This window comes from Streptomyces liliifuscus, assembly GCF_016598615.1.
GTDB lineage: Bacteria > Actinomycetota > Actinomycetes > Streptomycetales > Streptomycetaceae > Streptomyces > Streptomyces liliifuscus.
In genome coordinates this window covers 9597855-9621936 of the sequence record NZ_CP066831.1, presented here as the reverse complement: position 1 = coordinate 9621936, position 24082 = coordinate 9597855, and the positions used below count along the sequence as shown (strand labels likewise).

At 71.0% G+C, this 24082-nt stretch carries 23 protein-coding genes; 9 read left to right on the top strand and 14 right to left on the bottom strand.

Annotated features, from left to right (window positions below):
* Window positions 1–34: 34 nt before the first annotated feature.
* Complete coding sequence (locus JEQ17_RS41930) at window positions 35–958, top strand: sirohydrochlorin chelatase (protein ID WP_200400138.1); 924 nt, start codon at window positions 35–37, stop codon at window positions 956–958.
* Between the two features lie 126 nt (window positions 959–1084).
* Here the strand turns inward: JEQ17_RS41930 and JEQ17_RS41925 are convergent, their stop codons facing one another.
* Window positions 1085–2128 (bottom strand): lactonase family protein, encoded by a 1044-nt coding sequence (locus JEQ17_RS41925; protein ID WP_200400137.1) that lies wholly within the window; start codon window positions 2126–2128, stop codon window positions 1085–1087.
* Window positions 2129–2461: 333 nt separating this feature from the next.
* Window positions 2462–3970: an FUSC family protein gene (locus JEQ17_RS41920; RefSeq protein ID WP_200400136.1), complete on the bottom strand. Its 1509-nt coding sequence runs from the start codon at window positions 3968–3970 to the stop codon at window positions 2462–2464.
* Window positions 3971–4251: 281 nt separating this feature from the next.
* Between JEQ17_RS41920 and JEQ17_RS41915 the strand changes: the two genes are divergently transcribed.
* Together JEQ17_RS41915 and JEQ17_RS41910 are read left to right on the top strand one after the other, a co-directional pair.
* The gene (locus JEQ17_RS41915; protein ID WP_200400135.1) at window positions 4252–4728 is read left to right on the top strand and encodes an Lrp/AsnC family transcriptional regulator; all 477 of its coding nucleotides are present in this window, start codon (window positions 4252–4254) and stop codon (window positions 4726–4728) included.
* Window positions 4729–4833: 105 nt separating this feature from the next.
* On the top strand, window positions 4834–5538 hold the full coding sequence (locus JEQ17_RS41910) for an HAD family hydrolase (protein WP_200400134.1): 705 nt from the start codon (window positions 4834–4836) through the stop codon (window positions 5536–5538).
* A gap of 222 nt (window positions 5539–5760) precedes the next feature.
* Here JEQ17_RS41910 and JEQ17_RS41905 read toward each other — a convergent pair whose 3' ends face one another.
* The 8 genes from JEQ17_RS41905 to paaA form a co-directional block, all read right to left on the bottom strand.
* Window positions 5761–6330, bottom strand: coding sequence for a TetR/AcrR family transcriptional regulator (locus JEQ17_RS41905; protein ID WP_200400133.1), 570 nt, complete (start codon window positions 6328–6330; stop codon window positions 5761–5763).
* Window positions 6331–6402: 72 nt separating this feature from the next.
* Entirely contained in the window at window positions 6403–7104 is a 702-nt protein-coding gene (locus JEQ17_RS41900) for an SDR family oxidoreductase (RefSeq protein ID WP_200400132.1), read from the bottom strand.
* Between the two features lie 216 nt (window positions 7105–7320).
* Complete coding sequence (locus JEQ17_RS41895) at window positions 7321–8685, bottom strand: FAD-dependent oxidoreductase (RefSeq protein WP_200400131.1); 1365 nt, start codon at window positions 8683–8685, stop codon at window positions 7321–7323.
* Window positions 8686–8928: 243 nt separating this feature from the next.
* Complete coding sequence (gene paaE / locus JEQ17_RS41890) at window positions 8929–10131, bottom strand: 1,2-phenylacetyl-CoA epoxidase subunit PaaE (RefSeq protein ID WP_200400130.1); 1203 nt, start codon at window positions 10129–10131, stop codon at window positions 8929–8931.
* Window positions 10131–10646 carry a 1,2-phenylacetyl-CoA epoxidase subunit PaaD gene (gene paaD / locus JEQ17_RS41885; RefSeq protein WP_200400129.1) on the bottom strand — a complete coding sequence of 172 codons (516 nt, stop codon included), beginning with the start codon at window positions 10644–10646 and terminating at the stop codon, window positions 10131–10133. The genes paaE and paaD overlap by 1 nt, the downstream gene beginning before the upstream one ends.
* Entirely contained in the window at window positions 10640–11467 is an 828-nt protein-coding gene (gene paaC / locus JEQ17_RS41880; RefSeq protein ID WP_200400128.1) for a 1,2-phenylacetyl-CoA epoxidase subunit PaaC, read from the bottom strand. The genes paaD and paaC overlap by 7 nt, the downstream gene beginning before the upstream one ends.
* A 10-nt stretch (window positions 11468–11477) precedes the next feature.
* Complete coding sequence (paaB, locus tag JEQ17_RS41875) at window positions 11478–11813, bottom strand: 1,2-phenylacetyl-CoA epoxidase subunit PaaB (protein ID WP_200400127.1); 336 nt, start codon at window positions 11811–11813, stop codon at window positions 11478–11480.
* The gene (gene paaA, locus JEQ17_RS41870) at window positions 11810–12784 is read right to left on the bottom strand and encodes a 1,2-phenylacetyl-CoA epoxidase subunit PaaA (protein WP_200400126.1); all 975 of its coding nucleotides are present in this window, start codon (window positions 12782–12784) and stop codon (window positions 11810–11812) included. Before paaA ends, paaB begins: the two co-directional genes overlap by 4 nt.
* Window positions 12785–12991: 207 nt before the next feature.
* Between paaA and JEQ17_RS41865 the strand changes: the two genes are divergently transcribed.
* The 3 genes from JEQ17_RS41865 (at window position 12992) to JEQ17_RS41855 (ending at window position 16250) form a co-directional block, all read left to right on the top strand.
* Window positions 12992–13663, top strand: a complete 672-nt coding sequence (locus JEQ17_RS41865; RefSeq protein ID WP_200400125.1) for a class I SAM-dependent DNA methyltransferase — start codon at window positions 12992–12994, stop codon at window positions 13661–13663.
* Window positions 13664–13921: 258 nt separating this feature from the next.
* Window positions 13922–15589 (top strand): ATP-binding SpoIIE family protein phosphatase, encoded by a 1668-nt coding sequence (locus tag JEQ17_RS41860; RefSeq protein ID WP_200401996.1) that lies wholly within the window; start codon window positions 13922–13924, stop codon window positions 15587–15589.
* A 97-nt stretch (window positions 15590–15686) separates the two neighbouring features.
* The gene (locus JEQ17_RS41855; protein WP_200400124.1) at window positions 15687–16250 is read left to right on the top strand and encodes a CGNR zinc finger domain-containing protein; all 564 of its coding nucleotides are present in this window, start codon (window positions 15687–15689) and stop codon (window positions 16248–16250) included.
* Between the two features lie 46 nt (window positions 16251–16296).
* Here the strand turns inward: JEQ17_RS41855 and JEQ17_RS41850 are convergent, their stop codons facing one another.
* The 3 genes from JEQ17_RS41850 to JEQ17_RS41840 form a co-directional block, all read right to left on the bottom strand.
* Window positions 16297–16899 carry a TetR/AcrR family transcriptional regulator gene (locus JEQ17_RS41850; protein ID WP_200400123.1) on the bottom strand — a complete coding sequence of 201 codons (603 nt, stop codon included), beginning with the start codon at window positions 16897–16899 and terminating at the stop codon, window positions 16297–16299.
* Window positions 16900–16973: 74 nt separating this feature from the next.
* On the bottom strand, window positions 16974–17642 hold the full coding sequence (locus JEQ17_RS41845) for a GOLPH3/VPS74 family protein (RefSeq protein ID WP_200400122.1): 669 nt from the start codon (window positions 17640–17642) through the stop codon (window positions 16974–16976).
* 73 nt (window positions 17643–17715) lie between these two features.
* Window positions 17716–17892, bottom strand: a complete 177-nt coding sequence (locus JEQ17_RS41840; protein WP_200400121.1) for a hypothetical protein — start codon at window positions 17890–17892, stop codon at window positions 17716–17718.
* Between the two features lie 239 nt (window positions 17893–18131).
* Here JEQ17_RS41840 and JEQ17_RS41835 point away from each other — a divergent pair, with 239 nt between their 5' ends.
* The 3 genes from JEQ17_RS41835 (at window position 18132) to JEQ17_RS41825 (ending at window position 23154) form a co-directional block, all read left to right on the top strand.
* Window positions 18132–18569 (top strand): Fur family transcriptional regulator, encoded by a 438-nt coding sequence (locus JEQ17_RS41835; protein ID WP_200400120.1) that lies wholly within the window; start codon window positions 18132–18134, stop codon window positions 18567–18569.
* A gap of 33 nt (window positions 18570–18602) precedes the next feature.
* Window positions 18603–20825: a catalase/peroxidase HPI gene (gene katG / locus JEQ17_RS41830; protein WP_200400119.1), complete on the top strand. Its 2223-nt coding sequence runs from the start codon at window positions 18603–18605 to the stop codon at window positions 20823–20825.
* 214 nt (window positions 20826–21039) lie between these two features.
* Window positions 21040–23154, top strand: coding sequence for a serine/threonine-protein kinase (locus JEQ17_RS41825; RefSeq protein ID WP_200400118.1), 2115 nt, complete (start codon window positions 21040–21042; stop codon window positions 23152–23154).
* Window positions 23155–23187: 33 nt separating this feature from the next.
* On the opposite strand, the gene JEQ17_RS41820 is transcribed toward JEQ17_RS41825, so the two are convergent.
* A complete protein-coding gene (locus tag JEQ17_RS41820) occupies window positions 23188–23982 on the bottom strand; it encodes an FHA domain-containing protein (RefSeq protein WP_200400117.1) in 795 nt (264 codons plus the stop codon).
* Between the last annotated feature and the right edge of the window lie 100 nt (window positions 23983–24082).

Sequence of the window (24082 nt, the reverse complement as noted above, 5' to 3'; positions counted from 1 at the left end):
AGGGGAGCCCAGGAAACCAGTAACATTCGGCGCCATGAGCTCCCCCACTGGGCCCGCGTCCGGCCTGCCAGTACGAATGCCGCGACCCCGCCAGCCCGGCCGGCACCGCCGACCGGAACCGTTGGCGGCTCCCGAGGGCGCGCCCGCGCTCGTCCTCGCGGTGCCGGGCATGCCCAGCGCCGCCACCCGCAGCCTCGCCGAGGAGGTCGTGAGCATCGCGCGCTCCGAGCTTCCCGGCCTCGACGGGCGGATCGGGTACCTCGACGGGGACGACTCGGAGTTCCCCACGCTCCAGTCCGTGCTCGCGCACGCCTCCGAGGAGCGCATCGCGCGCTTCGAGCAGGCCCGTGCCGCCGGTGTGGACGTGGTGGAGCCCGACGGCCCGGTCGCCGTGGTCGTGCCGCTGCTCGCGGGCCCGGACGGCGCGCTGCTGCGCCGCGTCCGCCAGGCCGTCATGGACAGCCGCGTGGCGGCCGAGCTGACCGATGTGCTCGGCCCGCACCCGCTGCTCGCCGAGGGGCTGCACGTGCGGCTGTCCGAGGCGGGTCTGGCCCGCGCCGACCGCGCCCGGCTCTTCACCGTGGCGACGGCCGCGGACGGCATCATCCTGGCGTCCGTGGGCGGCGACGAGGCCGTGCAGGCGGCCGGGATCACCGGCATGCTGCTCGCCGCGCGGCTCGCCGTGCCCGTGATGGCGGCGGCGCTCGACGTGGACGGCGCGATCGCGGCCACCGCCGAGCAACTGCGCTCCTCGGGCTCGCAGCAGCTGGCGCTCGCCCCGTACCTGATCGGTCCCGAGCTCGACGCGGGTCTGCTCGACGCCGCCGCGAAGGAGGCGGGCTGCTCCGCCGCCGAGGCGCTGGGCCCGTACCCGGCGATCGGCAAGCTCGCGCTCGCGAAGTACACCTCGGCGCTGGGCATCGCGCCCCCGCAGCCGCAGGGCGCCCCGGTCCGCTGACGCGGACGGCAGTCACACAGGCACGAATCCCGAAGGGCCCGCTCCGTTGTCCGGAGCCGGGCCCTTCGGGGTTCCGGCGTTCTTCCCACAGCTGCAGCTGCGCCGGCGGCCTTCCCCGCGGGCGTCCTAGTCGAGCACCACACAGGACGCCGCGGGTGCCCTGACCGAGCCGCCCCGCTTCGGCACGCCCGTGTCCTGGTCCACCTCGAACCATGTGACGTGTCCCGAGCGTTCGTTGGCCACGTACAGGAAGCGGCCGGTCGGGTCGAGGGCGAGGGCCCGTGGCCAGGTGCCTCCACAGGGCACTGTGGTGACCAGGCGGGGCCCTTCGCCGGGCGGGCCGGGCACGAGCACGGAGAGGACGTCCTGGCCGCGCGTGGCGGTCCACAGGAAGCGGCCGTCGGGCGACACGACGATGCCGGACGGATAGGCGTCCCCGTCGGGGAGGCCGGGCAGCACGGACGTCTCACCGACCGGCCGGAGGGCTCCCTCGACGGCATCCCAGTGGCAGGCCGTGACGGTCGGCGCGAGCTCGTTGAGGACGTACGCGCGCTCGCCGTCCGGGTGGAACGCCAGGTGGCGGGGCCCCGAGCCGGGCCGCAGCGCGAACTCGCGGTGCAGGGAGAGCACCCCGTCCCGCAGCGCGCACACGCGTACCGAGTCGGTTCCGAGGTCGACGCTCACGGCCCACCGGCGGCTCGGGTCGGGCTGCACGTGGTGGGCGTGCGGGCCCTGCTGGCGCTGGCCGTGGGGACCCGATCCCTTGTGCCGCAGCACTCCGGAGGCGGTGGCGAGGCTGCCGTCGTGGCGGATCGGCACGGCGCTGACGCTGCCGGAGCCGTAGTTGGCCGTCAGGACGTGTCCGTCGAAGAGGCTCAGGTGGGTGGGTCCGCTGCCGCCGACCGGCACCAGCGGGCCGGCCAGGGAGGGTTCGTCGCCCTTCAGGCGGTACGCGGCGATCGCGCCGTCGGCCGTCTCGCTCACCGCGTAGAGCATGTCCCCCGCGGGTGACAGGGCGAGATACGAGGGGTCGGCGACGCTGTTCACGGCGCCCAGCAGCGTCAGGGCGCCGCTCTCCTCGTCCACGGCCGCGGTGAGGACACCGAGGCCCCCTGCCGCCGTGAAGGAGCCGATGTAGGCCCGTCGCCGCCGTCCGTCGCCGTCCGCCACTGCCGTCCCCTCTCGGTGCCAAGCCGTTCGGGGCGACGGTAGCAGTCAATGGCCTAGACCAGACGAGGGGCCTAGACCAGACGTGAGGCTTCGGCCGTCGGCCAACCCGGTCCCGTCGCCGGTGAGGCGTCGGCCGGTTCCGTGCGGGGCATCGCTCGCAGGGTGCGCCCCCGGGCGGCTGCGTCCGCGGACCGCTCCCGCGCGGTCCGCGGACTCCGTGCGGCTGACAGCCGCGGGGTTACCCGTCCGACGGCCTGATCCACCCTCTGCGTGGCCGGTGAAACTGCCTCATTCATGGGCAGGATGTCCAACTGCCGTGCACGCGGAGAGGGTTCAGGCGCTCACGGCCGACGAACGGCGCAGGGGCGTGGCCAGCGCGGCGAGCGCTCGTTCCAGGCCATGGAGGTGGGCCAGCGCCTGCTCGGTGCCGGCGTGGTGCACCCGGGCCGCGGAATGCTGTCCCGGCGCGCCCGCGGTCGTCGCCACGGCGCGTTCCGGCACCGCGCCGACCAGTACCTCCACCGCCGCCTCGACACGCCCGCAGGCGGCCGTCAGGCGTACGTCGTACGAGGCGTCCGGGTCGGCGACGACGGCCGCGAGACCCCGTGTCTCCCGGGCGCAGTCGTCGAGGAGGGCGAGCACCTGACGGGCCCGGGCCTTGCGGGCCCGCATCGGGTTGAGGGGGTGCACGAGTGGCGCGAGGGCGAACCGGACCCGGCCGAGCAGTGCCTCCAGTTCCGCCGCCTGCGGCGCGGGGTCGGCGTCGGGGTCACCGGCCAGGCGTCGGGCCGCCGCCGCGGTGCATCCGTGCACGGCGCGCACGGCCTGGCCCACCCAGCGGTCGGTGACCGCGTGCGTGGTGACGGGCAGGATCAGCGCGACGGCGAGCGCGGCACCGAGCGCCCCGGCGGCGGTCTCCGCGAGACGCAGCCCCAGCAGACCTGGATGCAGCACGCCCAGCAGCCCGTAGAGCAGCCCTGCCATGACGGTGACGAAGAACATCATCCAGCTGTACGAGAGAGCCGCGGTGTAGAAGATCCCCCAGACGCAGACCGCCACGATCGCCGCGGTGGGTGCGGGGGCGCCGTCCAGCGGTACGGCGATCAGCAGACCGGCCACGATGCCGGTGACCGTGCCGAGGACGCGCCGGAAGCCTCGTACGAGGGTCTCGCCGCGCGAGGACGTGTTGACGAAGATCCACCAGGCGGTGCCGACGGCCCAGTACCAGCGCTCGTGGGAGAGGACCTGGCCCGCGGCTATCGCGAACGCGCAGGCGGCCGTCGCCTGGAAGGCCTGGCGGGTGGTCGGCCGGGAGAGCCCGCGGCCGGCCGGGGCGGCGGGCGTGATGGGCGGAGCGGTGCGCCGCTCGATGCACCACACGCCGAAACGCACCACCGAGGAAGCCGCCAGCGCCAGTGCCATCGCGGCGTACAGCTGCGGGAGTTGGCCGGGCACGGCGTGCAGGAACTGCGTGATGAAGAAGGTCATGAACGCGAAGATGCCGAGCGCGTGGCCGCGGGGTCCCCAGCGGCGGGCGTACACCCCGCAGAAGATCACGACGAGCCAGATCGCGTCGCGCACGGTCGGGACCGTGTGCAGCGTGGCCGCGAGGGCGAGCACGGGGAAGCCGACGACGGGCAGCAGGGCGGTGGTGACCGCCTGGCCGCGCACGGTCGGGTCGCCGACCGTGAACAGCGCGAGGAGCGCGGCGAGACCGCCCGTGATCGAGGCGGGCAGCGAGAGTCCGGCCAGCTCCGACGCGGCCACCGCGAGACCGATGCCGAGCACCGCCCGCAGCGAGATCCGCAGCCGTGCCAGGCCCGGATCCGGAGCCATGAACATCTTCCTCACCGTCGGCAGCCCGCCCCCACTTCGTGTCGACCCCACCTTCAGGACGCGCCTTGTTCAGGGCATGCCTTCAGGACATGGCAATGGCGCCGCGGGTCCGGATCCGGCTTCCTTGCCGGTCCGGCTCTTCGCGGCGCCATGGATGGCGCGTGATCGCGCCAGGAATACCCCCAAGGTAAGCAGTGCGGGTGCAGTGGCTCAACCGGCTCTCGATCCACTGGGCCATTGGTACAGTCGAGAACGATCAGTACACACCGCAGGGAGACCAACGGACCATGGCCGTGGACGAGCTCGACACCCGCATCCTGCGGCTGCTCATGGAGCAGCCTCGCACCAGCGTGCGCGAGTACGCGCGCGTCCTCGGCATCGCCCGCGGCACCCTTCAGGCGCGGCTCGACCGGCTGGAGCGGGACGGAGTCATCACCGGTACGGGTCCCTCGCTCTCCCCCGCCGCACTCGGGCACCCGGTGCTCGCGTTCGTGCACATGGAGGTCACCCAGGGGCATCTCGACGACGTGGGGGACGCGTTGGCGGCCGTGCCGGAGATCATCGAGGCGTTCTCGATCACCGGCGGCGGGGATCTGCTGACGCGAGTCGTCGCGCGGGACAACGGCCATCTGGAGGACGTCATCCAGGCACTGATCAGCCTGCCGGGCGTCGTCCGCACCCGGACCGAGGTCGCGCTGCGCGAGCGGGTGCCGCAGCGGATGCTGCCGTTGGTGGAGTCGATCGGGCGTACGGGCAGGGGGTGACGGGTGGGTACGACCCGGGAGTGACTGGGCGTACGACCCGGGGGTGACCGGTGGGTACGGGCCTGGGTTGATCGTCGGCGTTCGGGACCCGGCATCCTGGATCCCATGAGCAATCTCGGCAGCACTTCGGTCATCTTCGATCTCGACGGAACACTCGTGGACAGCGAGCCGAACTACTACGAGGCGGGACGGCAGACGCTCGCCGGGCAGGGCATCACGGACTTCACCTGGGCGGACCACGAGCGGTACGTCGGCATCAGCACGCAGGAGACGATCGCGCTCTGGAAGGAGCGGTACGGCCTGGACGCGCCGCTCGACGTGCTCCTCGCGGACAAGAACCGGCGCTATCTGGAGCTGGCCCGCGCGTCCACCCGGGTCTACCCGGAGATGCGGAAGTTCGTGGAGTTGCTGGCCGGGGAGGGTGTGCCGATGGCTGTGGCCTCGGGGTCCTCCCGCGAGGCCATCGAGGCGATCCTGGCCGGGACGGGGCTGTCCGCGTATCTGCGGACGGTCGTCTCGGCGGAGGAGGTCGCCTCCGGCAAGCCCGCTCCGGATGTCTTCCTGGAGGCGGCTCGGCGGCTCGGGGTGGTTCCCGGGGACTGCGTGGTCCTGGAGGACGCCGCACCGGGGGCGGCTGCGGCGCACGCGGCCGGGATGCGGTGCATCGCGGTCCCGTACGTCGCGGGGCAGGCCGATGATCCTGCGTTCGCCACGGTGGGGTTGTTGTTGCGGGGCGGGCAGGACGAGTTCACGGCTCGGGCCGCGTATGAGTGGCTGCGGGTGGCTCCGCCGGTGGGGCGGGGTAGGTGAGTTTGTCGGCTGCCGGTTGGCTGTGGCCGGGCGCGCAGTTCCCCGCGCCCCTGGGGGGCGCGGGGAAGTCCTGCTGCTGCGGGTTGGCTGTGGCTGAGCGCGCCGTTCCTCGCGCCCCTGGGGGGTGCACGGAAGTCCTTCAACTGCCCGTCCGCCGTGGCTCAGCGCGCCGTTCCTCGCGCCCCTGCAGGGCACGCCCCTGCTGGGGGCGTGCCCTGTTCTCTATGCGACGCCTGCCGCGTCCAGCAGGGCCGTTGCTGTTGTTGTGGTCAGGCCTGCCAGGGTTTCGGCCCTTGCGCCGGCGCGGGCGCTTGCTCCGTCGAAGACGAGGGTGAGCTGGCGGGCCAGGAGTTGGGGGTCGTGGGCGCCGCCGCGCTCGGCCTCGACGCGGAAGGCCTCGGTCAGGGCGCCCTTGGCCCGCAGGGCGACGGCCCTCGCCGGATGCCCGGGGTCCTTCAGCTCGACCAGGGCGGACAGGAACGGGCAGCCGCAGTAGTCGTCCTTCGTCGAGGCCTGTTCCAGCAACTCGAAGATGTGCAGGATCCGGGCTCGGGGCGGCCGGGTGTCGTCGGGGTCGAGGTCCAACTGCCGCGCGTACTCCGGCGCACGCCGCTCCAGGCTCGCCGCGAGCACCTCGTCCTTGCTGGCGTAGAGCTGGTACATCGAGCGCTTGGACACCCCGGCGGCCCGGCACAGCGCCTCGACGCCGATGGAGACGCCGTCGCGGTAGAAGAGCTCCATGGCCGCGTCGAGCAGCCGGTCCCTCGTGGATGTCTTGTCCGTACTGGCCATGAGCGGAGGGTACCTCCGTCGGTGAACGCCCCCAAAACCGATCGGTCTACTGCCGACGCGGCCGCCGATGGGCTAGGACACGAGCTGCGGATACAGCACCGAAAGGTCCGCGGACAGCCCCGACTTCACCTGGCGGGACAGGTCATCGGCCAGGACCTCGAACGCTCCGCTCTCGATGCCGTCGAGCGCCTGGGCGGCGACATCCTCGGGCGAGGACTTGGGGGCGTCGATCTTCGCCGCCATGTCCGTGTCGACGTAGCCGACGTGGAGCCCGGTGACCCCGATCCCGCGCGGCTTGAGGTCGAGCCGCAGGGAGTTGGTCTGGGACCAGACCGCGGCCTTGGACGCGCTGTACGAGCCGGCGAGACCGACCCACGACAGCACGGAGTGGACGTTCAGGATGTGGCCGCCGCCGTTGCGCTCGATGACCGGGACGAAGGCCCGCGCGGTGAGCAGCGGTCCGTAGAAGTTCGTCTCGAAGTCCCGGCGCACGTCCTCGACCGACCCCTCCAGGAAGGACGCGTTCACGGCGACCCCGGCGTTGTTGATCAGGATGGTGACGTCGCCGGCCTGCTCGGCCGCCGCCGCGACGGACGCGGGGTCGGTGACCTCCAGCGCCAGCGGGACCGCCCGCGGGTGCGTGACCGTCCGGGGATCACGGGCCGTGGCGTACACCTTCTCCGCGCCCCGCTCGAAAAGCCCCTCGACCAGCGCCTTGCCGATCCCCCTGCTGCCGCCGGTCACCAGGACGACGGAACCCTCGATAGCAGTCATGTCACTCTCCGAACTCAACACGCGAACACTTGGAAACCGATCGGTTTCCCTTCATCAGGAACAGTAAACCGATCGGTTTCACAAAGCAAGGCGGCCGAAGCGCGGGCAAACGCGAGTGGGGCCCCGTCGCAGTGACGGGGCCCCACATGGCCGGTCAATCGGTACCGACCGGTTGGATCAGTGCCGGTCGATTGAACCGGTGGCGGTCGGTCGGTGTTACGCGCCGCTCGCCCTGAGCATGTCCTCGCGCTCGACGAGCTTCACGCGCTCGCGGCCCTGGGGCTCGCCAAGGGCCTTCTCCGCGGCATCCAGGCGGTACCAGCCGTCCCACGTGGTGAAGCGGACGTTCCGCTCGGCGAGGAAGGCATCCACGGCTTCCGGACCGGGCGAAACAGGCGTGTGCAAACGGCCGTTGGCGTGGTCGTCCAGCAGGCTGGCGACCGTCTCGTTGGCGTCACCCTTGGTGTGGCCGATCAGGCCGACGGGCCCGCGCCGGATCCAGCCGGTGACGTACGCCGACTGCAGGTGCTCGCCGGTCTCCTCCATCACGCGGCCGGCCTTGTCCGGGACGGTGCCCGTCTCCATGTCCCAGGGCAGCTTGGGCAGCTTGTCGGAGAGGTAGCCGACGGCCCGGTACACCGCGCCGAGGTCCCAGTCCTTGAACTCGCCGGTGCCCTTGACGTTGCCGGTGCCGTCGAGAGTGGTGCGCTCGGTGCGCAGGCCCACGACCTTGCCGTCCTCGCCGAGGATCTCGGTCGGCGACTCGAAGAAGTGCAGGAACAGCTTGTGCGGCCGGTCGCCGACATCGCGGATGGCCCAGTTCTCCAGGGTCTTGGCGACCATGTCGGCCTGCTTGTTGCCCCGCCGGGTCGCGATCGAACCGTCGTCGTAGTCGATGTCCTCGGGGTCGACGATGACCTCGATGTTCGGGGAGTGGTCCAGCTCCCGCAGCTCCATCGGGCTGAACTTCGCCTGCGCCGGGCCACGGCGGCCGAAGACGTGGACCTCAAGGGCCTTGTTGGCCTTGATGCCGTCGTACACGTTCGCCGGGATCTCGGTCGGCAGCAGTTCGTCAGCGGTCTTGGCGAGGATGCGCGCCACGTCGAGCGCGACATTGCCGACGCCCAGGACGGCGACCTTCTCCGCCTCGAGGGGCCAGGTCCGCGGCACGTCCGGGTGCCCGTCGTACCAGGAGACGAAGTCCGCCGCGCCGTACGAGCCGTCGAGGTCGATGCCGGGTATGTCGAGGGCCCGGTCGGCCGTGGCGCCCGTGGAGAAGATCACCGCGTCGTAGAAGGCACGCAGGTCGTCCAGGTTGATGTCGCCCGGGTAGTCGACGTTGCCGAAGAGGCGGATCTGCGGCTTGTCGAGCACCTGGTGCAGGGCGTTGATGATGCCCTTGATGCGCGGGTGGTCGGGGGCGACGCCATAGCGGATCAGGCCGAACGGGGCCGGCATCCGCTCGAAGAGGTCGATGGACACGCCGGGCTCGACGGCCACTGCGGACTTCAACAGCGCGTCGGCGGCGTAGATCCCGGCGGGGCCGGCTCCGACTATGGCTACCCGCAGGGGGCGAGACATGTTCAGGTTCCCTTCGAGCGATGATCGATCAGGAGTACTCACCCGGAGCCTAAACTAAGGCATGCCTAAGTCAGTAGTCGGGCCCGATCTATGACCCCATAAGGCCGCTTTATGGGGTCCGCGCGCATGAAGGGGGCAGGAATCGGCTCCCGTGCCGGCTCCGGCGACTTCCGTGACCGGCTGACCGATTTCCGCGCCTGGCCAGTCGATTCCCGCGCCCGGCCAGTCGGCTCCCCTGCCGGATCAGCTGTCGTAGTCGACCGTCAGCGTCTCCGAGACCGGATACGACTGGCACGTAAGGACGTACCCCGCGTCCACCTCGTCGGCTTCGAGGGCGAAGTTGCGGCGCATGTCGGCCTTGCCGTCGGTGACCAGCGCCCGGCAGGTGCCGCAGACGCCGCCCTTGCAGGCGAACGGCAGGTCGGGGCGGGTCTTCTGGGCGCCGTCGAGAACGCTCCGGTCCCGGGCGAGGGCGGCGGTGGTGGAGCGCCCGTCGAGGGTGATGGTCACCTGGCTGACGGCCCCCTGGACGGCGGCCTCCTCGTGACGTACTTCCCGTACGGGCTCGTCGTCGGCGTAGAACAGCTCCTGGTGGACGCGGTCGCCGGGCACTCCGAGACCGGCGAGCACCGCCTGCGCGTCACGGACCATGCCGTGCGGGCCGCACAGCCACCAGTGGTCGGCCCCCTTCACATCGACCAGGGCGTCGACGAGCGCCGAGAGCCGCTCGGCGTCGAGGCGGCCGGAGAGCACCTCGGCCTCCCGCGGCTCGCGCGACAGCACGTGGGCGAGCTGGAAACGGGCCGGGTACAGGTCCTTCAGGTCCGCCAGCTCGTCGGCGAACATCACTGTGCCGGTGCGCCGGTTGCCGTAGAAGAGCGTGACGGTGGAGCGGGAGTCCGCAGCCAGCACGGACTCGGCGATGGACACCATGGGCGTGATGCCGGAGCCCGCCGCGATCAGCACGTGATGGCCGGGGGTGGTGAGGTCGGGTGTGAAGAAACCGGTGGGGGCCATCACCTCCACGGTGTCCCCGGGGCGCACGTCCCGCACGAGCCACGCCGAGAACAGACCGCCCGGCACCACCCGCACGCCGATACGCGGCACCGAACCGGCCGGAGAGCAGATGGAGTACGAGCGCCGCTCGTCCCGTCCGTCGATCTCGCGCCGCAGCGTGAGCGACTGCCCGGGCGCGAAGGCGAACTCCCCGGCCAGTTCCTCCGGGATCTCGAAGCTGACAGCCGCCGCGTCCTCGCACAACGGCTGTACGGAGGCGACGCGCAGGGTGTGGAAGACCGGACGGCGGGTGCGTACACGCGGACGCACCGCCGGGCCGGACGCGGGACCGGAAGCAGTGGCGGGACCGGAAGCAGTAGTAGGACTGGCGGTGGTCGGCGCGGCCGGGTCCTTCAGGCCTCCCATCGGCTCTTCCCTCAGGCCTTCCATCAGATCTCCTTGACGTACTCGAACGGCTCGCGGCAGGCGAGGCAGCGCCACAGCGCCTTGCAGGACGTGGCGGCGAAACGGGAGGTCTCCTCGGTGTCCGCCGAACCGCAGCGCGGGCACTCCACCGTGCGCCGGGTGGGCGACAGCACGAGCGGAACGGGACCGGCGGCGTGGCGGGGTGCGGCCCCCGGCGGCGCGATGCCGTGCTCGGCGAGCTTGCGACGGCCCTCCGGGGTGATCCAGTCACTCGTCCACGGCGGGTCCAGGACCGTACGGATCTCCACGCGCGCGTACCCAGCGCCGCGCAGCCGTGCCGCCACGTCCGCGCGCATCTCGGCCATCGCCGGGCAGCCGGAGTAGGTCGGCGTCAGACTCGCGACCACGGTCCCGTCCCCGGTCACCTCGACGGCGCGCAGGACGCCGAGGTCGGCGAGGGTCAGCATGGGCAGTTCGGGGTCGGGCACCTGCTCGGCGATGTGCCGGGCGTGCCGCACGTCCGTCAGCACGGTCACCATGTCGCCCCCGGGTGTGCACGGGCCACGCTCTGCAACTCGGCCAGAAGCGGCGCGAGATGCTCGGTGTGCTCCCCGCCTCGCCCGGCGCCGGGCAGCGGCCGGTACACGGGCATGGGCAGCCCGGCCGCCTCGGTGACCTGCCGCAGCACGGCGACCACCTCGCCCCGCACGTCGTACGCCGTGAACAACTCGCCGAAGTACGGGGCGACCTGTTCCATCGCCGTACGCGTCCGGCGGCGCGACTCGTCCGTGCCGTCGCCGAGACGCACCGTCCACTCGGCCGCGTACTGCCGGTGGTACGTCAGCTCCTTGACGCCCTTGGCGGCGATGGCCGAGAGGACGGGGTCGGGGTGCGACGAGAGCTGCTCGAAGTGCGCGAGGCGCCAGCTGGACAGGACCAGCAGCCGCACGATCGAGAACGCGAAGTCCCCGTCCGGGAGTTCGGCCAGCCGGACGTTCCTGAAGTCCTCCGCGTCCCGGAAGTAGGCGTACGCGTCCTCGTCGCGCCCGGTGCCGTCGACCTGCCCGGCGCGTGCGTACAGCAGGCGGGCCTGGCCGAGGAGGTCGAGGCCGATGTTGGCCAGCGCGACCTCCTCCTCCAGCTCCGGGGCGCGGGTGGTCCACTCGGCGAGCCGCTGCGCGGAGACCAGGGCGTCGTCCGCGAGCGCCACGCAGTCGGCGGCCAGCCGGCCCGCGTCGACGCCCTCGGGCACGGTGGTGTCCACGCCGTGCAGGGGGTCCTCGAAGCCGGTGCCGTATGCCCAGCGGGCGTCGTCCTCGTGTCCCTCGGCGAGGGTCATGTAGACGTGGTCGTCACTCATGCCCTGCTCCTCAGATGTGCGGGACGTCGTCGGGGATGTCGTAGAAGGTCGGGTGGCGGTAGACCTTGTCGGCGCTCGGCGCGAAGAACGGGTCCTTCTCGTCGCGCGTGGACGCCGCGATGTGCTCCGAGCGCACCACCCAGATCGAGACGCCCTCGTTGCGCCGGGTGTAGAGGTCGCGGGCGTGGGTCAGCGCCATGGCGTCGTCGGCTGCGTGCAGCGAGCCCACATGGACGTGGTTCAGCCCGCGCTTGCCGCGCACGAACACCTCGTACAGCGGCCAGTCGCCCTTGCCGGTGCCCTGGGTGCCGGTCCCCTGGGAGGTGCCCGGGGTGATGTCGCTCATGCCGTCGCTCCTTCACGCGCGCGTGCCGCCTGCTTGGCCGCGTGGGCCGTGGCCGCCTCCCGCACCCAGGCGCCCTCCTCATGGGCGCTGCGGCGCCGCTCCACCCGCTCGGCGTTGCACGGCCCGCCGCCGGAGATCACCCGCTTCAGCTCCGACCAGTCGGGGGTGCCGAAGTCGTGGCTGCCGCGCTCCTCGTTCCAGCGCAGCTCCGGGTCGGGGAGGGTGACGCCGAGCTTCTCGGCCTGCGGCACGGTCATGTCGACGAACCGCTGACGCAGCTCGTCGTTGCTGTGCCGCTTGATCTTCCAGGCCATCGACGCCGCCGAGTTGGGCGAGTCGCCGTCGGGCGGGCCGAACATCATGAGCGAGGGCCACCACCAGCGGTCCACCGAGTCCTGGACCATGGCCCGCTGGGCCTCGGTGCCGCGCATCATCGTCATCAGCAGCTCGTAGCCCTGCCGCTGGTGGAACGACTCCTCTTTGCAGATCCGCACCATCGCGCGCGCGTAGGGCCCGTACGAACTCCTGCACAGCGGAACCTGGTTGCAGATCGCCGCGCCGTCCACGAACCAGCCGATGACGCCGACGTCGGCGAACGTCGGCGTGGGGTAGTTGAAGATCGACGAGTACTTCTGGCGCCCCTCGATGAGTCGCTCGGTCAGGTCCGCTCGGTCGGCGCCCAGGGTCTCCGCCGCCGAGTACAGGTACAACCCGTGGCCGGCCTCGTCCTGGACCTTCGCGAACAGGATGGCCTTGCGGCGCAGCGAGGGGGCACGCGTGATCCACTCGCCCTCCGGCTGCATGCCGATGATCTCCGAGTGCGCGTGCTGCGCGATCTGCCGCACCAGCGTCTTGCGGTAGCCGTCCGGCATCCAGTCGCGCGGCTCGACCCGCTGGTCCCGCGCGATCGTCGCGTCGAACTGCTGCTGCAACTCCTGGGGCGGCACCTCGGTGGAGTGTGTCGTGGTCATCGATACCAGCTTCCCAACCGACCATTCGTTCGGTATCAGTGTGACGTGTTTCCGCCGACCGGGCAAGACCCGGGCACGATCAGGGGCGGCGTGAGTCACGGGCGTGCGGCTGCCGGCCCGTGAAGACCTGGATTCACCCGCGACCGCCGATCATGCGATTGTGGAATAATTCAATTTGAGCTACGAAAGGCTACTTTCGTGACCAGGATGAGCAATGGCGCTGACTACGAGAGCATTCGGTTTGACCGCAGCGGTCAGGCCGAAGCCTTTGACGCCATCGGCGACCGTTACGACGAGGCTTTCCCGCACAAGGAGGGCCAGCTCTCCGCCGGAGAATGGCTGATCGACTCGCTGCCGGCGGGTTCGCGAATGCTCGACCTCGGCTGCGGCACCGGAGTGCCGACCACGCGCCAGCTGACGGACGCCGGCTTCGAGGTGGTGGGCGTCGACCTGTCGCGCAGGATGGTGCAGCTCGCCAGGGAGTACGTTCCCGAGGCGACGTTCCACCAGCTGGACATCGCCGACCTGCGCCCCGGCGGCCCGCACGACCTCGGCCGTTTCGACGCCGTCGCCGCCTTCTTCTCCTTGCTGATGCTGCCCCGCGTGGAGATTCCCCTCGCGCTGCAGACGATCCGCCACCTGCTGGTTCCCGGTGGTCTCTTCGTCCTCTCGATGGTCGAGGCCGATGTGGACAACTACGCGATCCCGTTCCTCGGAAACACGATCCGGGTTTCCGGATACGTGCTGGAAGACCTGCACAAGGTCATCGAGGCCGGTGGCTTCGAGATCGTCAAGGAGGCCTCCTACACCTACGCCCCGGCAGTCGCCGACGTCCCGCCCGAGGAACAGGTCTTCCTCTGCTGCCGACGGCACGACTGAACAGGCACGACCCTTCACCGCGGACCGCGGCCCACCGACGGGACGAAACGCGTGACGGAGCACCCCACCCCCAAGGGCCCGCGGGTCACCCGGACCCCCCAGCCGCCCCCTCCGCACGGCCGCCGTGCGGAGGGCAGGGGCTCCCGGGACCCGGGACCGGACAACCCTCCGGACCCGGACCCGATCCCTGACGGGGGCGGAGCGCAGACCGACAGGCTCCAGTATTTGGACGTGGCGACCCGGCGGATCGCCCGCGGGATGGATCTCGACGAGACGCTCCGCGAACTGCGGCGGGCGGCCGTCCCGGCCTTCGCGGACGCGATCATCGTCCATCTGCACGATCCGCTCCCCGTCGGGGACGAGAAGTCGACCGCGCCCGTCGTCCTGCAGCTGCACAGCGTCAGCAGGAAGCCGGAAGAGTCCACCACCGCCCGGTCAACCCTGCTCAAGACCCATCCCCTGCACTCGGACATCGCCGAGCGCGTGCGGCCGGACATCGCCGGCCGCCTCTCGAAGCTGCTGCTCGCCGGACGGCCCGCCTTCGGTGACGCGCCGGGGATCGCGCCCGCGGTGGCCGAACTGCTCGGGCCCCTGGCGAAGGTGCCGGAGGCGATTCCGCCGGGGCGCAGGCTGATCATCGCGCCGCTGCACGGCCGTCGGCACGCCATGGGGACGGTCGTCCTCCTGCGCCGGCCCGACCGGTCGCCCTTCACGCGCGACGACCTGCTCGTGGCCTCACAGCTCGCGACGCACACCGCCATCGGCGTACAGAAGGCGGTGATGTACGGACACGAGGCCTCCGTCGCGGACACGTTGCAGCACACCATGCTCCCGTCGTCACTGCCCGAGCCCACCGGGATCCGGCTGGCCAGCCGCTATCTGCCCGCCTCGAAGACCGCCCAGGTCGGGGGCGACTGGTACGACGCGATTCCACTGCCCGGCAACCGCGTCGCACTGATCGTCGGGGATGTCATGGGGCATTCCATGACGTCCGCCGCGATCATGGGCCAGCTGCGCACCATCGTGCAGACGCTCGCCGGGCTCGACCTGCCTCCGGACGAGGTCCTGCACCATCTGGACGAGCAGGCCCAGCGCCTCGGCAGCGACCACATCGCCACCTGTCTCTACGCGATCTACGACCCGATCTCGCACCGGCTGCTCATCGCGAACGCCGGCCACCCGCCCGCGGTGCTCCTGCACCCGGACGGCCACGGCGAGGTCCTGCGCGTTCCACCGGCCGCCCCCATCGGTGTCGGCGGCGTCGACTTCGAGTCCGTGGAGATGCACGCGCCCACCGGAGCGACCCTTCTCCTCTACACCGACGGCCTCGTCGAGTCGCGCGAGACGGACGTGGGAACAGGCGTCGAGGCCCTGCGCGCCAGTCTCCGAACCGCGGCGGGCGGACGCTCCGCGCCCTCGCTCGAAGTGCTCTGCGACCACATCCTGGGCGTCATGGTCCCGGGCTCCCGGGACGACGACATCGCGCTGCTCACGGCCCGGTTCGAGGGCTTCCCTCCGGACAGCGTGGGGTACTGGCACCTGGACCCCCACCCGCTGACCGCCGGACAGGCCCGCCGTCTGACCCGCAGGGCACTTCGCCGCTGGGGCCTGGAATCGATGCTCGACCCGACGGAACTCATGGTCAGCGAGGTGGTGACGAACGCCGTCCGTTTCGCCTCACGGCCCATCGCGCTGCGGCTGCTGCGCACCGACGTCCTGCGCTGCGAGGTGACCGACGACTCGTCCCAGGTGCCCCGGATGCGGCAGGCCCAGCCGGGCGACGAGGGCGGCCGGGGCCTCTTCCTCGTCGACCAGCTCGCGCAACGCTGGGGCGCTACGAGGCTCAGCACGGGCAAGGTCGTCTGGTTCGAGCAACAGATCCCGAAGAAACAGCAGCAGCCCGACCATAACCGGCCTGATCAGTGACCGCCCGCGTCTGTCCCCCTTGCCGCCTCCTCCCCTTGCCTGCCTCCCTTGCCTGCCTCTCTTGCCCCGCCCCAGTGTCACCGGTCAAAATGGTGACGTGAATCTGGATCATGCCTTCTTCTGCGGGAACCCCGCGCTCGACTTCGCGGCCACGCTCCGGGCCCGCCGCACGCTCCGGTTCGAGACGCTCGTGTCGCCGGACCGACTGGAGGCATGGTACGTCGAGTCCGGAGTCGTCGACGCCGTCTCCCCCAGCCGGGAGGCCGACGTCGAGCAGGCGATCGCCGTACGGGAGGCCGTCTACGCCCTGATCACCGCCCGGCGGCTCGGCGAGGCCTACGACGAAGAGGCGCTCGCCGCGGTGAACGGCGCGGCCCGCAAGCCCTCCGCGACGCCCCAACTCACCGCGGCGGGGCGATGGACGGCCGCGACGCCCGAAGAGGCGCTGGCCAGCGTGGCGCGCCAGGCCGTCGAAGTCCTCGGCGGACCCGATGTTCCGCTGCTGAAGGAGTGCGGCAATCCCGAATGCACCCGCGTCTACATCGACCGGTCGCGCGGTGTGCGCCGGCAGTGGTGCGGCATGGAGTCGTGCGGGAACAAGGTCAAGGCCGCGGCCTACCGCGCCCGCAGGAAGCAGGCACAGACAACCACGGTCGGCTGAGACACGGGGATCCCGAGGTTCTCGTACCGCAGGGAGCACCCGCGGCCTACGCCGGCAACCGGGCCCCGAGGATGGCGAGGCAGTTCCTCCACAGGACGTCGAGGCGCTGGGGGTCGTTGTAGAGCTTGGCGAAGAGCACCTGGCCCTCGAGTTGCGCGACGACGGACCGGGCGGCCTCGCGGGGGTCGCCGATGGCGATCTCGCCGCGCTCCGCGGCCTCGGCGACGACCTCCTCGACCATGTCGACCTGAGCGTCGAAGATTCCTTGCAGACGCGAACGAACCGCCTCGGTCTGGTTGCTCAGCTCAAGTGTCAGGTTCCCGAACAGGCACCCCGAGACGGTCCCACAGCTCTGCTGTCCGGCACGCTGGCCCGCCTCGGTCTCCTCGAACAGCTGCCGCAGCCGCTGGAGCGGCTCACCGCCGCCGCGCAGGACGCGGCTCCAGTCGGCGCTCTGGGTCTCCCAGTGCTCGTCGAGAACAGCCAGGGCGAGCGCTTCCTTGGTCTCGAAGAAGTAGTAGAAGCTGCCCTTCGGCACGCCCGCGACCTTGCAGATCTCGGCAGTGCCGAGGGCCGAGTAACCCCGCTGCCCGATGAGTGACTCCGCAGCCGTGAGGATCTTCTCCCTGGCGTTGCTGGTCCGTCCCATACGGCCAATATACGACCGATCGACTATTTACCCCGTCGACCGGTCCCCCACGGGCGCTCCGGCCCGGGCTCGCGTCACAGGCCGCGCCAGACGTTGTCGAAGGCCGCGTCCTCGATGGACCGGCGCTGCCGAACGGCTTCCAGTTCCATCACCGCGTCGTTGACCGCGGCCAGTACCGTCGCCACCGCGTCGTCGGCGATGTCCAGGGCGTCCGAGGTGTCCGGCGTGCTCGGGGAGTCCGGCGTGTTCGGTGAGTCCTCGGCGGCCTCGGTCTCGTCGAACGGCTCGCCGTACAGTCCGGCGGCCGTCGCGAGAGCGACCAGAACGGGCTCGTGCGACTCCCAGCGATCGACGGCCCCGCGGCGGGCGGGGGAATCGACGAGAGCCAGGTCACCGGCCCGGAAGGACACCAGACGTCGGCGTTGCCGAGTGAGCTGGCCCTCCGTCTCGAAGGCGGTCACATAGGCCGAGGACAGATCACGGCCCCGGCGCCACAGCCAGTCCTCCACCGACTCGTACGGCGCCTGGCGGACGAGCGACGACGCGGCCTCACGCAGCAGGGGGTCGTCGAGCGAGGGCAGGTCGCCGGGCACGACACGGTCGCCGTCCAGGGCGACGGCCCGGGCACCGAGGAGGTCGACGACCTCGGCCCCGGCGAGCGCGAGAGACAGGCTTCCCCGGTCCGCGGGGCGGCCGGATTCCCCATCCATGGCAACGATCAACAAGTCCCGCGGTGTGGTCATGATCCGCTTCCCCTCGGAGGTATGAGCAAGCGTACGTCGCCGACGTCGAGGCCCGCCGCGCGGTCGACCGGACTCACAGGCACGTACGGACGAGCCACTCGTCGGAGTTGTACGTGTCCCTCGCCGGGTCCGGCACGGTCGCCGGCTTCTCCTCGACCATGTCCGCCGTACTGACGCGCTCCGGCAGCGTGCCGAACCGCGCACGGCGTGCAACCTGGGCGGTGTCCGGAGCGTTCTCCTGATGCGCCATCTCGTCCTCCTGGGTTCGATCCGGGTGCGATCCGGTTCCGATCGCGGCGAGGGCGGCGCCATCCGGCCCGCTCGCGTCACCTGCTGAACAGGTGATGATGATCGCAGGAGCTTTCGTCACCCGTCAAGATGGTGACGGGCTCGACGATCTGTTCTCCATGGTCCGTTGGGCAGGACTTACCAAACTTGGAACCTTCGCTTTCTTGAACTGTTCGTGTTTAGGACGCTAGGTTTGGCGCCATGACCACACCCCGTACTCCGACCACCGCCGAGGAGCTGCGCGGTGTCGGCCTGCGGGTGACGGCCGCCCGCGTCGCACTGCTCGAAACCGTCCGCAGCGGCGACCACCTCGGAGTCGAGGCGATCGCCTCCGGGGTACGCGACCGCGTGGGCCACATCTCCCTCCAAGCCGTGTACGAGGCCCTCCACGCACTCACCGCGGCGGGACTCATACGCCGCCTCGAACCGCCCGGCAGCCCGGCCCGGTTCGAGGGACGTGTCGGAGACAACCACCACCACCTCGTGTGCCGTTCGTGCGGCGTCGTCGCCGACGTCGACTGCGCGGTCGGCCACGCCCCCTGCCTGACCGCGTCCGACGACCGCGGCTTCGCGATCGACGAGGCCGAGGTCATCTACTGGGGCCTGTGCCCCGCCTGTTCCACCAGCCGCAGTTCCTGAGCACCGTGATCCACCCAGTTCGGAAGGACTCTCATGACTGAGAACCATGATGCGATCGTCACTGACCCGAAGCCCGCGGAGGCTGGAGGCTGCCCGGTCGCACACGAGCGCGCCCCGCACCCGACTCAGGGCGGCGGAAACCGCCAGTGGTGGCCGGAGCGGCTCAACCTGAAGATCCTTGCCAAGAACCCCGCCGTGGCCAACCCGCTCGGGGAGGAGTTCGACTACGCCGAGGCGTTCAAGAACCTCGACCTCGCGGCCGTTAAACAGGACATCGCCGAGGTACTGACCACCTCGCAGGACTGGTGGCCGGCCGACTTCGGCAACTACGGCCCGTTCATGATCCGTATGGCGTGGCACAGCGCGGGCACCTACCGCATCAGCGACGGCCGCGGCGGCGCCGGTGCCGGTCAGCAGCGCTTCGCCCCCCTGAACAGCTGGCCGGACAACGGCAACCTCGACAAGGCCCGCCGTCTGCTGTGGCCCGTGAAGAAGAAGTACGGCCAGAGCCTCTCCTGGGCCGACCTCATGATCCTGACCGGCAACGTCGCCCTGGAGCAGATGGGCTTCGAGACCTTCGGCTTCGCCGGCGGCCGTGCGGACGTCTGGGAGTCCGAGGAGGACGTGTACTGGGGTCCCGAGACCACCTGGCTCGACGACCAGCGCTACACCGGCGACCGTGAGCTGGAGAGCCCGCTCGGCGCCGTCCAGATGGGCCTCATCTACGTCAACCCCGAGGGCCCCAACGGCAACCCGGACCCGATCGCCGCGGCCCGCGACATCCGTGAGACCTTCCGCCGGATGGCGATGAACGACGAGGAGACGGTCGCCCTGATCGCGGGCGGTCACACCTTCGGCAAGACCCACGGCGCGGGCCCGGCGGAGAGCGTCGGCGACGACCCCGAGGCCGCTCCGATCGAGGCGCAGGGCTTCGGCTGGAAGAACTCCTTCGGTACGGGCAAGGGCGCGGACGCCATCACGTCCGGCCTGGAGGTCACCTGGACCACCACGCCCACCCAGTGGAGCAACGGCTTCTTCGACAACCTCTTCGGCTACGAGTGGGAGCTCACGCAGAGCCCCGCCGGCGCCAACCAGTGGAAGCCGAAGGACGGCGCGGGCGAGGGCACCGTCCCGGCCGCCCACGACGCCACGAAGAAGATCGCCCCCTCGATGCTCACGACGGACCTGTCGCTGCGCTTCGACCCGATCTACGAGCCCATCTCCCGCCGCTTCCACGAGAACCCGGCGGAGTTCGCGGACGCGTTCGCCCGCGCCTGGTATAAGCTGACCCACCGCGACATGGGTCCGAAGTCGCTCTACCTCGGCCCGGAGGTCCCGGCGGAGACCCTGCTGTGGCAGGACCCGCTGCCTGCGGCGGAGGGCGAGGCCATCGGCGCCGACGACGTCACCACCCTCAAGGCGAAGATCCTCGCTTCGGACCTGACCGTCTCGCAGCTCGTCTCCGCCGCCTGGGCCTCGGCCTCGACGTTCCGCGGCAGCGACAAGCGCGGCGGCGCCAACGGCGCGCGCGTCCGTCTGGAGCCGCAGCGCGGCTGGGACGCCAACGACCCCGACCAGCTCGCCCAGGTGCTGCGTGTCCTCGAGGGCATCCAGGCGGAGTTCAACTCCGGCGCCAAGAAGGTCTCGCTGGCCGACCTGATCGTGCTCGGCGGCAGCGCGGCCGTCGAGAAGGCCGCCAAGGACGCCGGTCACGACGTCACGGTGCCCTTCACCCCGGGCCGTGTCGACGCCACGGAGGAGCACACCGACGCGGAGTCCTTCGCCGCCCTCGAGCCGACCGCCGACGGGTTCCGCAACTACCTCGGCAAGGGCAACCGCCTGCCGGCCGAGTACCTGCTGCTCGACCGTGCGAACCTGCTGACCCTCAGCGGCCCGGAGCTGACGGTCCTCGTCGGTGGCCTGCGCGTCCTGGGCGCCAACCACCAGCAGTCGTCGCTCGGTGTCCTCACCGCGACCCCCGGCAAGCTGACGAACGACTTCTACGTCAACCTGCTCGACCTGGGCACGACGTGGACGGCGACGTCCGAGGACGCGACCACCTTCGAGGCCCGCGACGACGCCACGGGCGACGTCAAGTGGACCGGCACCCGTGCCGACCTCGTCTTCGGCTCGAACTCCGAGCTGCGCGCGCTCGCGGAGGTCTACGCGGCCGACGACGCGAAGGAGAAGTTCGTGAACGACTTCGTCGCGGCGTGGACCAAGGTCATGGACCTCGACCGGTTCGACCTCGTCTGATCGGTTCATCGTGACGTCCGGGCCGGCCCTCACAGGGCCGGCCCGGACGTTCTCGTTCCGGGACTTCTCCGCCGGCCCCACAACCTCTACGCATGCGGACGTCCGATGCAGGCTCCGCGCAGACCCTGCGTACTGATCGCCACACGCAGTAGGTTCGAATCACGTGTGCGGCCCTGTGGTCGCATGCGTCGGGGACTCGGGGTGAGGGGGAACTGTGCGTTCCGGAGAGCGGTTGACCGGCCGCTACGTCCTCAAGGAGGTCATCGGCGCGGGGCGGAGTGGCGATGTGTGGCTGGCCCACGACACGGTGGTCGGGCAGGACGTCGCCCTGAAGCCGGAGCGGACCGACGGCGACCACGAGACCGCGGTACGACGGCTGTTGGGCGAGCCACGTGCCATGGCCAGGTTCCGCGACCATCCCCACGTGGTGACCCTGCTCGACGTGGTGACCGTACCTCAGGACGAGGACAGTGCGGGGACGTACTGGTTCATCACGGAGTACGTGCCCGGCGGCAGCCTGGACCGACAACCGCCGATGTCTCCCTTACGGGCGGCCCGTATCGGCGCCCAACTCGCGGACGCGTTGGCCGCGTTGCACGAGGCGGGCATCGTCCACTGCGACGTCAAGCCCGCCAACATCGGCCTCACCCGGCGGGGTACCGCGAAGCTGCTGGACTTCGGCGCCGCGTACCGGGTCGGCGGCACCGAGACCATCACGGCCAACGGCCCCTTCAGCTTCACTCCGGACTACGCCGCCCCCGAACTGGCCCGGGGCAACGTCCCCCTACCCGCCTCGGACGTGTTCTGCCTGGCCACGACTCTCTACGCGCTGGTCACCGGCTCACCGCCCCGCGGCGGCGAGTCCGAGGAGGGCGACGACCAACGGGACGCGGACAAGGAGGGAGAGGCAGGGAACGGGGAGGACGGCGAACGCCTCAGGTACTGGAAGGCCGAGCAGGGCGTCGTCGAGATGGACGCCGCCGCAGTGGGAGCCCTGTATCCCGTGCTCTCCGCCATGCTGCGGCGCGATCCGCGGCAGCGCCCCGATGCCGTCGAGGTCAGGCAGCTCCTGGAGGCCGTCGATACCCCTGACAGCCCGGACGACTTGGGCGGGTCGGGCGGGTCGGATTGTTTGGCCGGTTCGGCTGGTTCGGGCAGTTCGGGCGGCTCGGGCGGTTCAGCTGGTCCGGGTGGTTCGGACGGCTCGGTTGGAAAGCCCGCCGGGCGGCCGCGATGGCGTCGGCGCCGGCCGCTGATCGTGGCGGCCCTCGGCGTGTGCGCCGCGCTGGCCTTGGGGCTCGCCGTCGTCCCCGACGGCGGCGATGACGGGCGAGCGGCCTCCGGGGCCGACCAGAGTCGACTCAAGGACAACGCCTCGAAGGGCGCGCACGGCAAGCAGATCGAACCCCTGGCCCTGATCGGCGATCCGCACACCGCCGACCTGTGCGCCCTGGCCGACACCGGTGCTCTCGGCCGGTTCGGGGAGGCCGAACTGGACGTGGACTACGGGAACTTCGACCGCTGCGACGTACTCGTCCACCCCGACGACGAGACCCGGATCGACGTGTCGATCCAGCTCCGGGCGGGCTCGCCGCCCGAGAGGTCGGAGCCCGTCAGAACCATCGGGGCGATCGACATCACGGAGGCGCCACCGGAGGACGACGAGTGCGGACTGCTGCTGACACCCGTTGGCGGTCCCAACGGTGATCCCGATGGTGATCCCGTTGGCGACACCGGCGGCGATCCTGACGGCGACACCGGCGGCACGACTGTCGGCATCCGCGTCAACATGGGTGACGGCTCTGTGACCGGCGGCAACGCGACACTGTGCGCGGTCGCCGACGCGGCCGCCCGGAGCACGGCCGATGTCCTCAACCGGGGCCCGGTCCCCCGCCGTTCCCCGGCCTACCCGGCCGCCTCACTGGTCTGGGCGAACGCCTGCGAACTGCTCGACGCCGAGGCGCTGTCCGTCGTTCCCGGAGTCAGGTTCGACGTGCCGAAGGTGGGCGTCGCGGACTGGAGCTGCGAGTGGCAGAGCCGCGTCGACGATCTGGAGGCGGAGGTGGGCTTCTTCCGCGACGAGCCCAAGTCCACGGTGGACGGCGCCCCTGTCAGGCTCAGCGGATACGACGCCCTGGTCGTACCGGAGGGCAACGGCGAGAAGACCTGCACGGTCTTCGTCGAGTACCGCGAGTACAGCGGCCAGGACACCGAGACGGCCGCCGAGATGCTGCGCCTGCGGGTCGGCGGCGAACGGCCCACCGACGAGCTCTGCACGATGGCCACCGGCCTCGCCGCCCCGGCCGCTGCCGCACTGCGCGCGCAATGACCCGAGGGGGAACCGGGCCGGGTCCCCCGCACGTCACCCCCGTTGCTCGGGGTCCGGCCAGGCCGTGTTGTCCTCCATCAGGTCCAGGTCCGGCGGTACCAGCGTGGTTGACTCCACCAGTCCCTTGAGCAGGTTGTGCAGCAGACCGTTGTCGTTGGGACGGCCCTCGGACTTGTCGTGCATCAGCGGGTATCGGAATCCGGTGCGGTGCAGTCGGCGCCGTACGGCCTCGATCCGGTACTCGATCCTGCGCTCGTTCCAATTGCCGTCCGGGTGAAGGTAGATGAGCTGCCTGGCGGCCATCGCGTACGTCAGGGGTCTCGGATCCTCCTCGTACAGGAGGTACCGCTGACCGAGCACGACGAGCAGCAGCCGTTCGTCGTCGTCGAGCGCCCAGGTCTCCGGCCGTACGGTCTCGGCGCGGCGCCTCGACACCGGGCCCTGGTCGTCGTGGCCCGCCACGTACAGCTCGACCAGGTGCTCCCGGTAGCCGGAGCCCTTGACGAACAGCGGTGTGTAGCCGGTGGTGAGCGGGAGCGGCTCGGTGCTGAGGTGCATCATCCGGCCGCGGGGCAGCCGGACGAGCTGCTGCCCGGTGTTGCGCAGCCACCACTGCCCCTGGCGGTACGTCAGTTCGCCGTGCCGCCGGCTCACCCGCAGGTCGTCCAGGCCGACGCCCAGGTCGACGTCCGGCTTCTCACCGCGCCCGAAGCGGACGGTCAGGCCCTGCCGGGGCGGGGCGCTGAGGTCGCCGGTCACCGTGCGGGCGTGCAGGGTGCCGGGGGCGGCCGACGCGACACCGCGCGCGAGGCTGGCGGAGAGGGGCATCGCTGGACTCCTCGGTTCGTCGGGGTCGGGTTGTCAGGGGGTGCCGGTTGTCAGGGTTCTCGGTTCACCCACGGGTGTATTCCTCAGTTCCTCAGGGTCC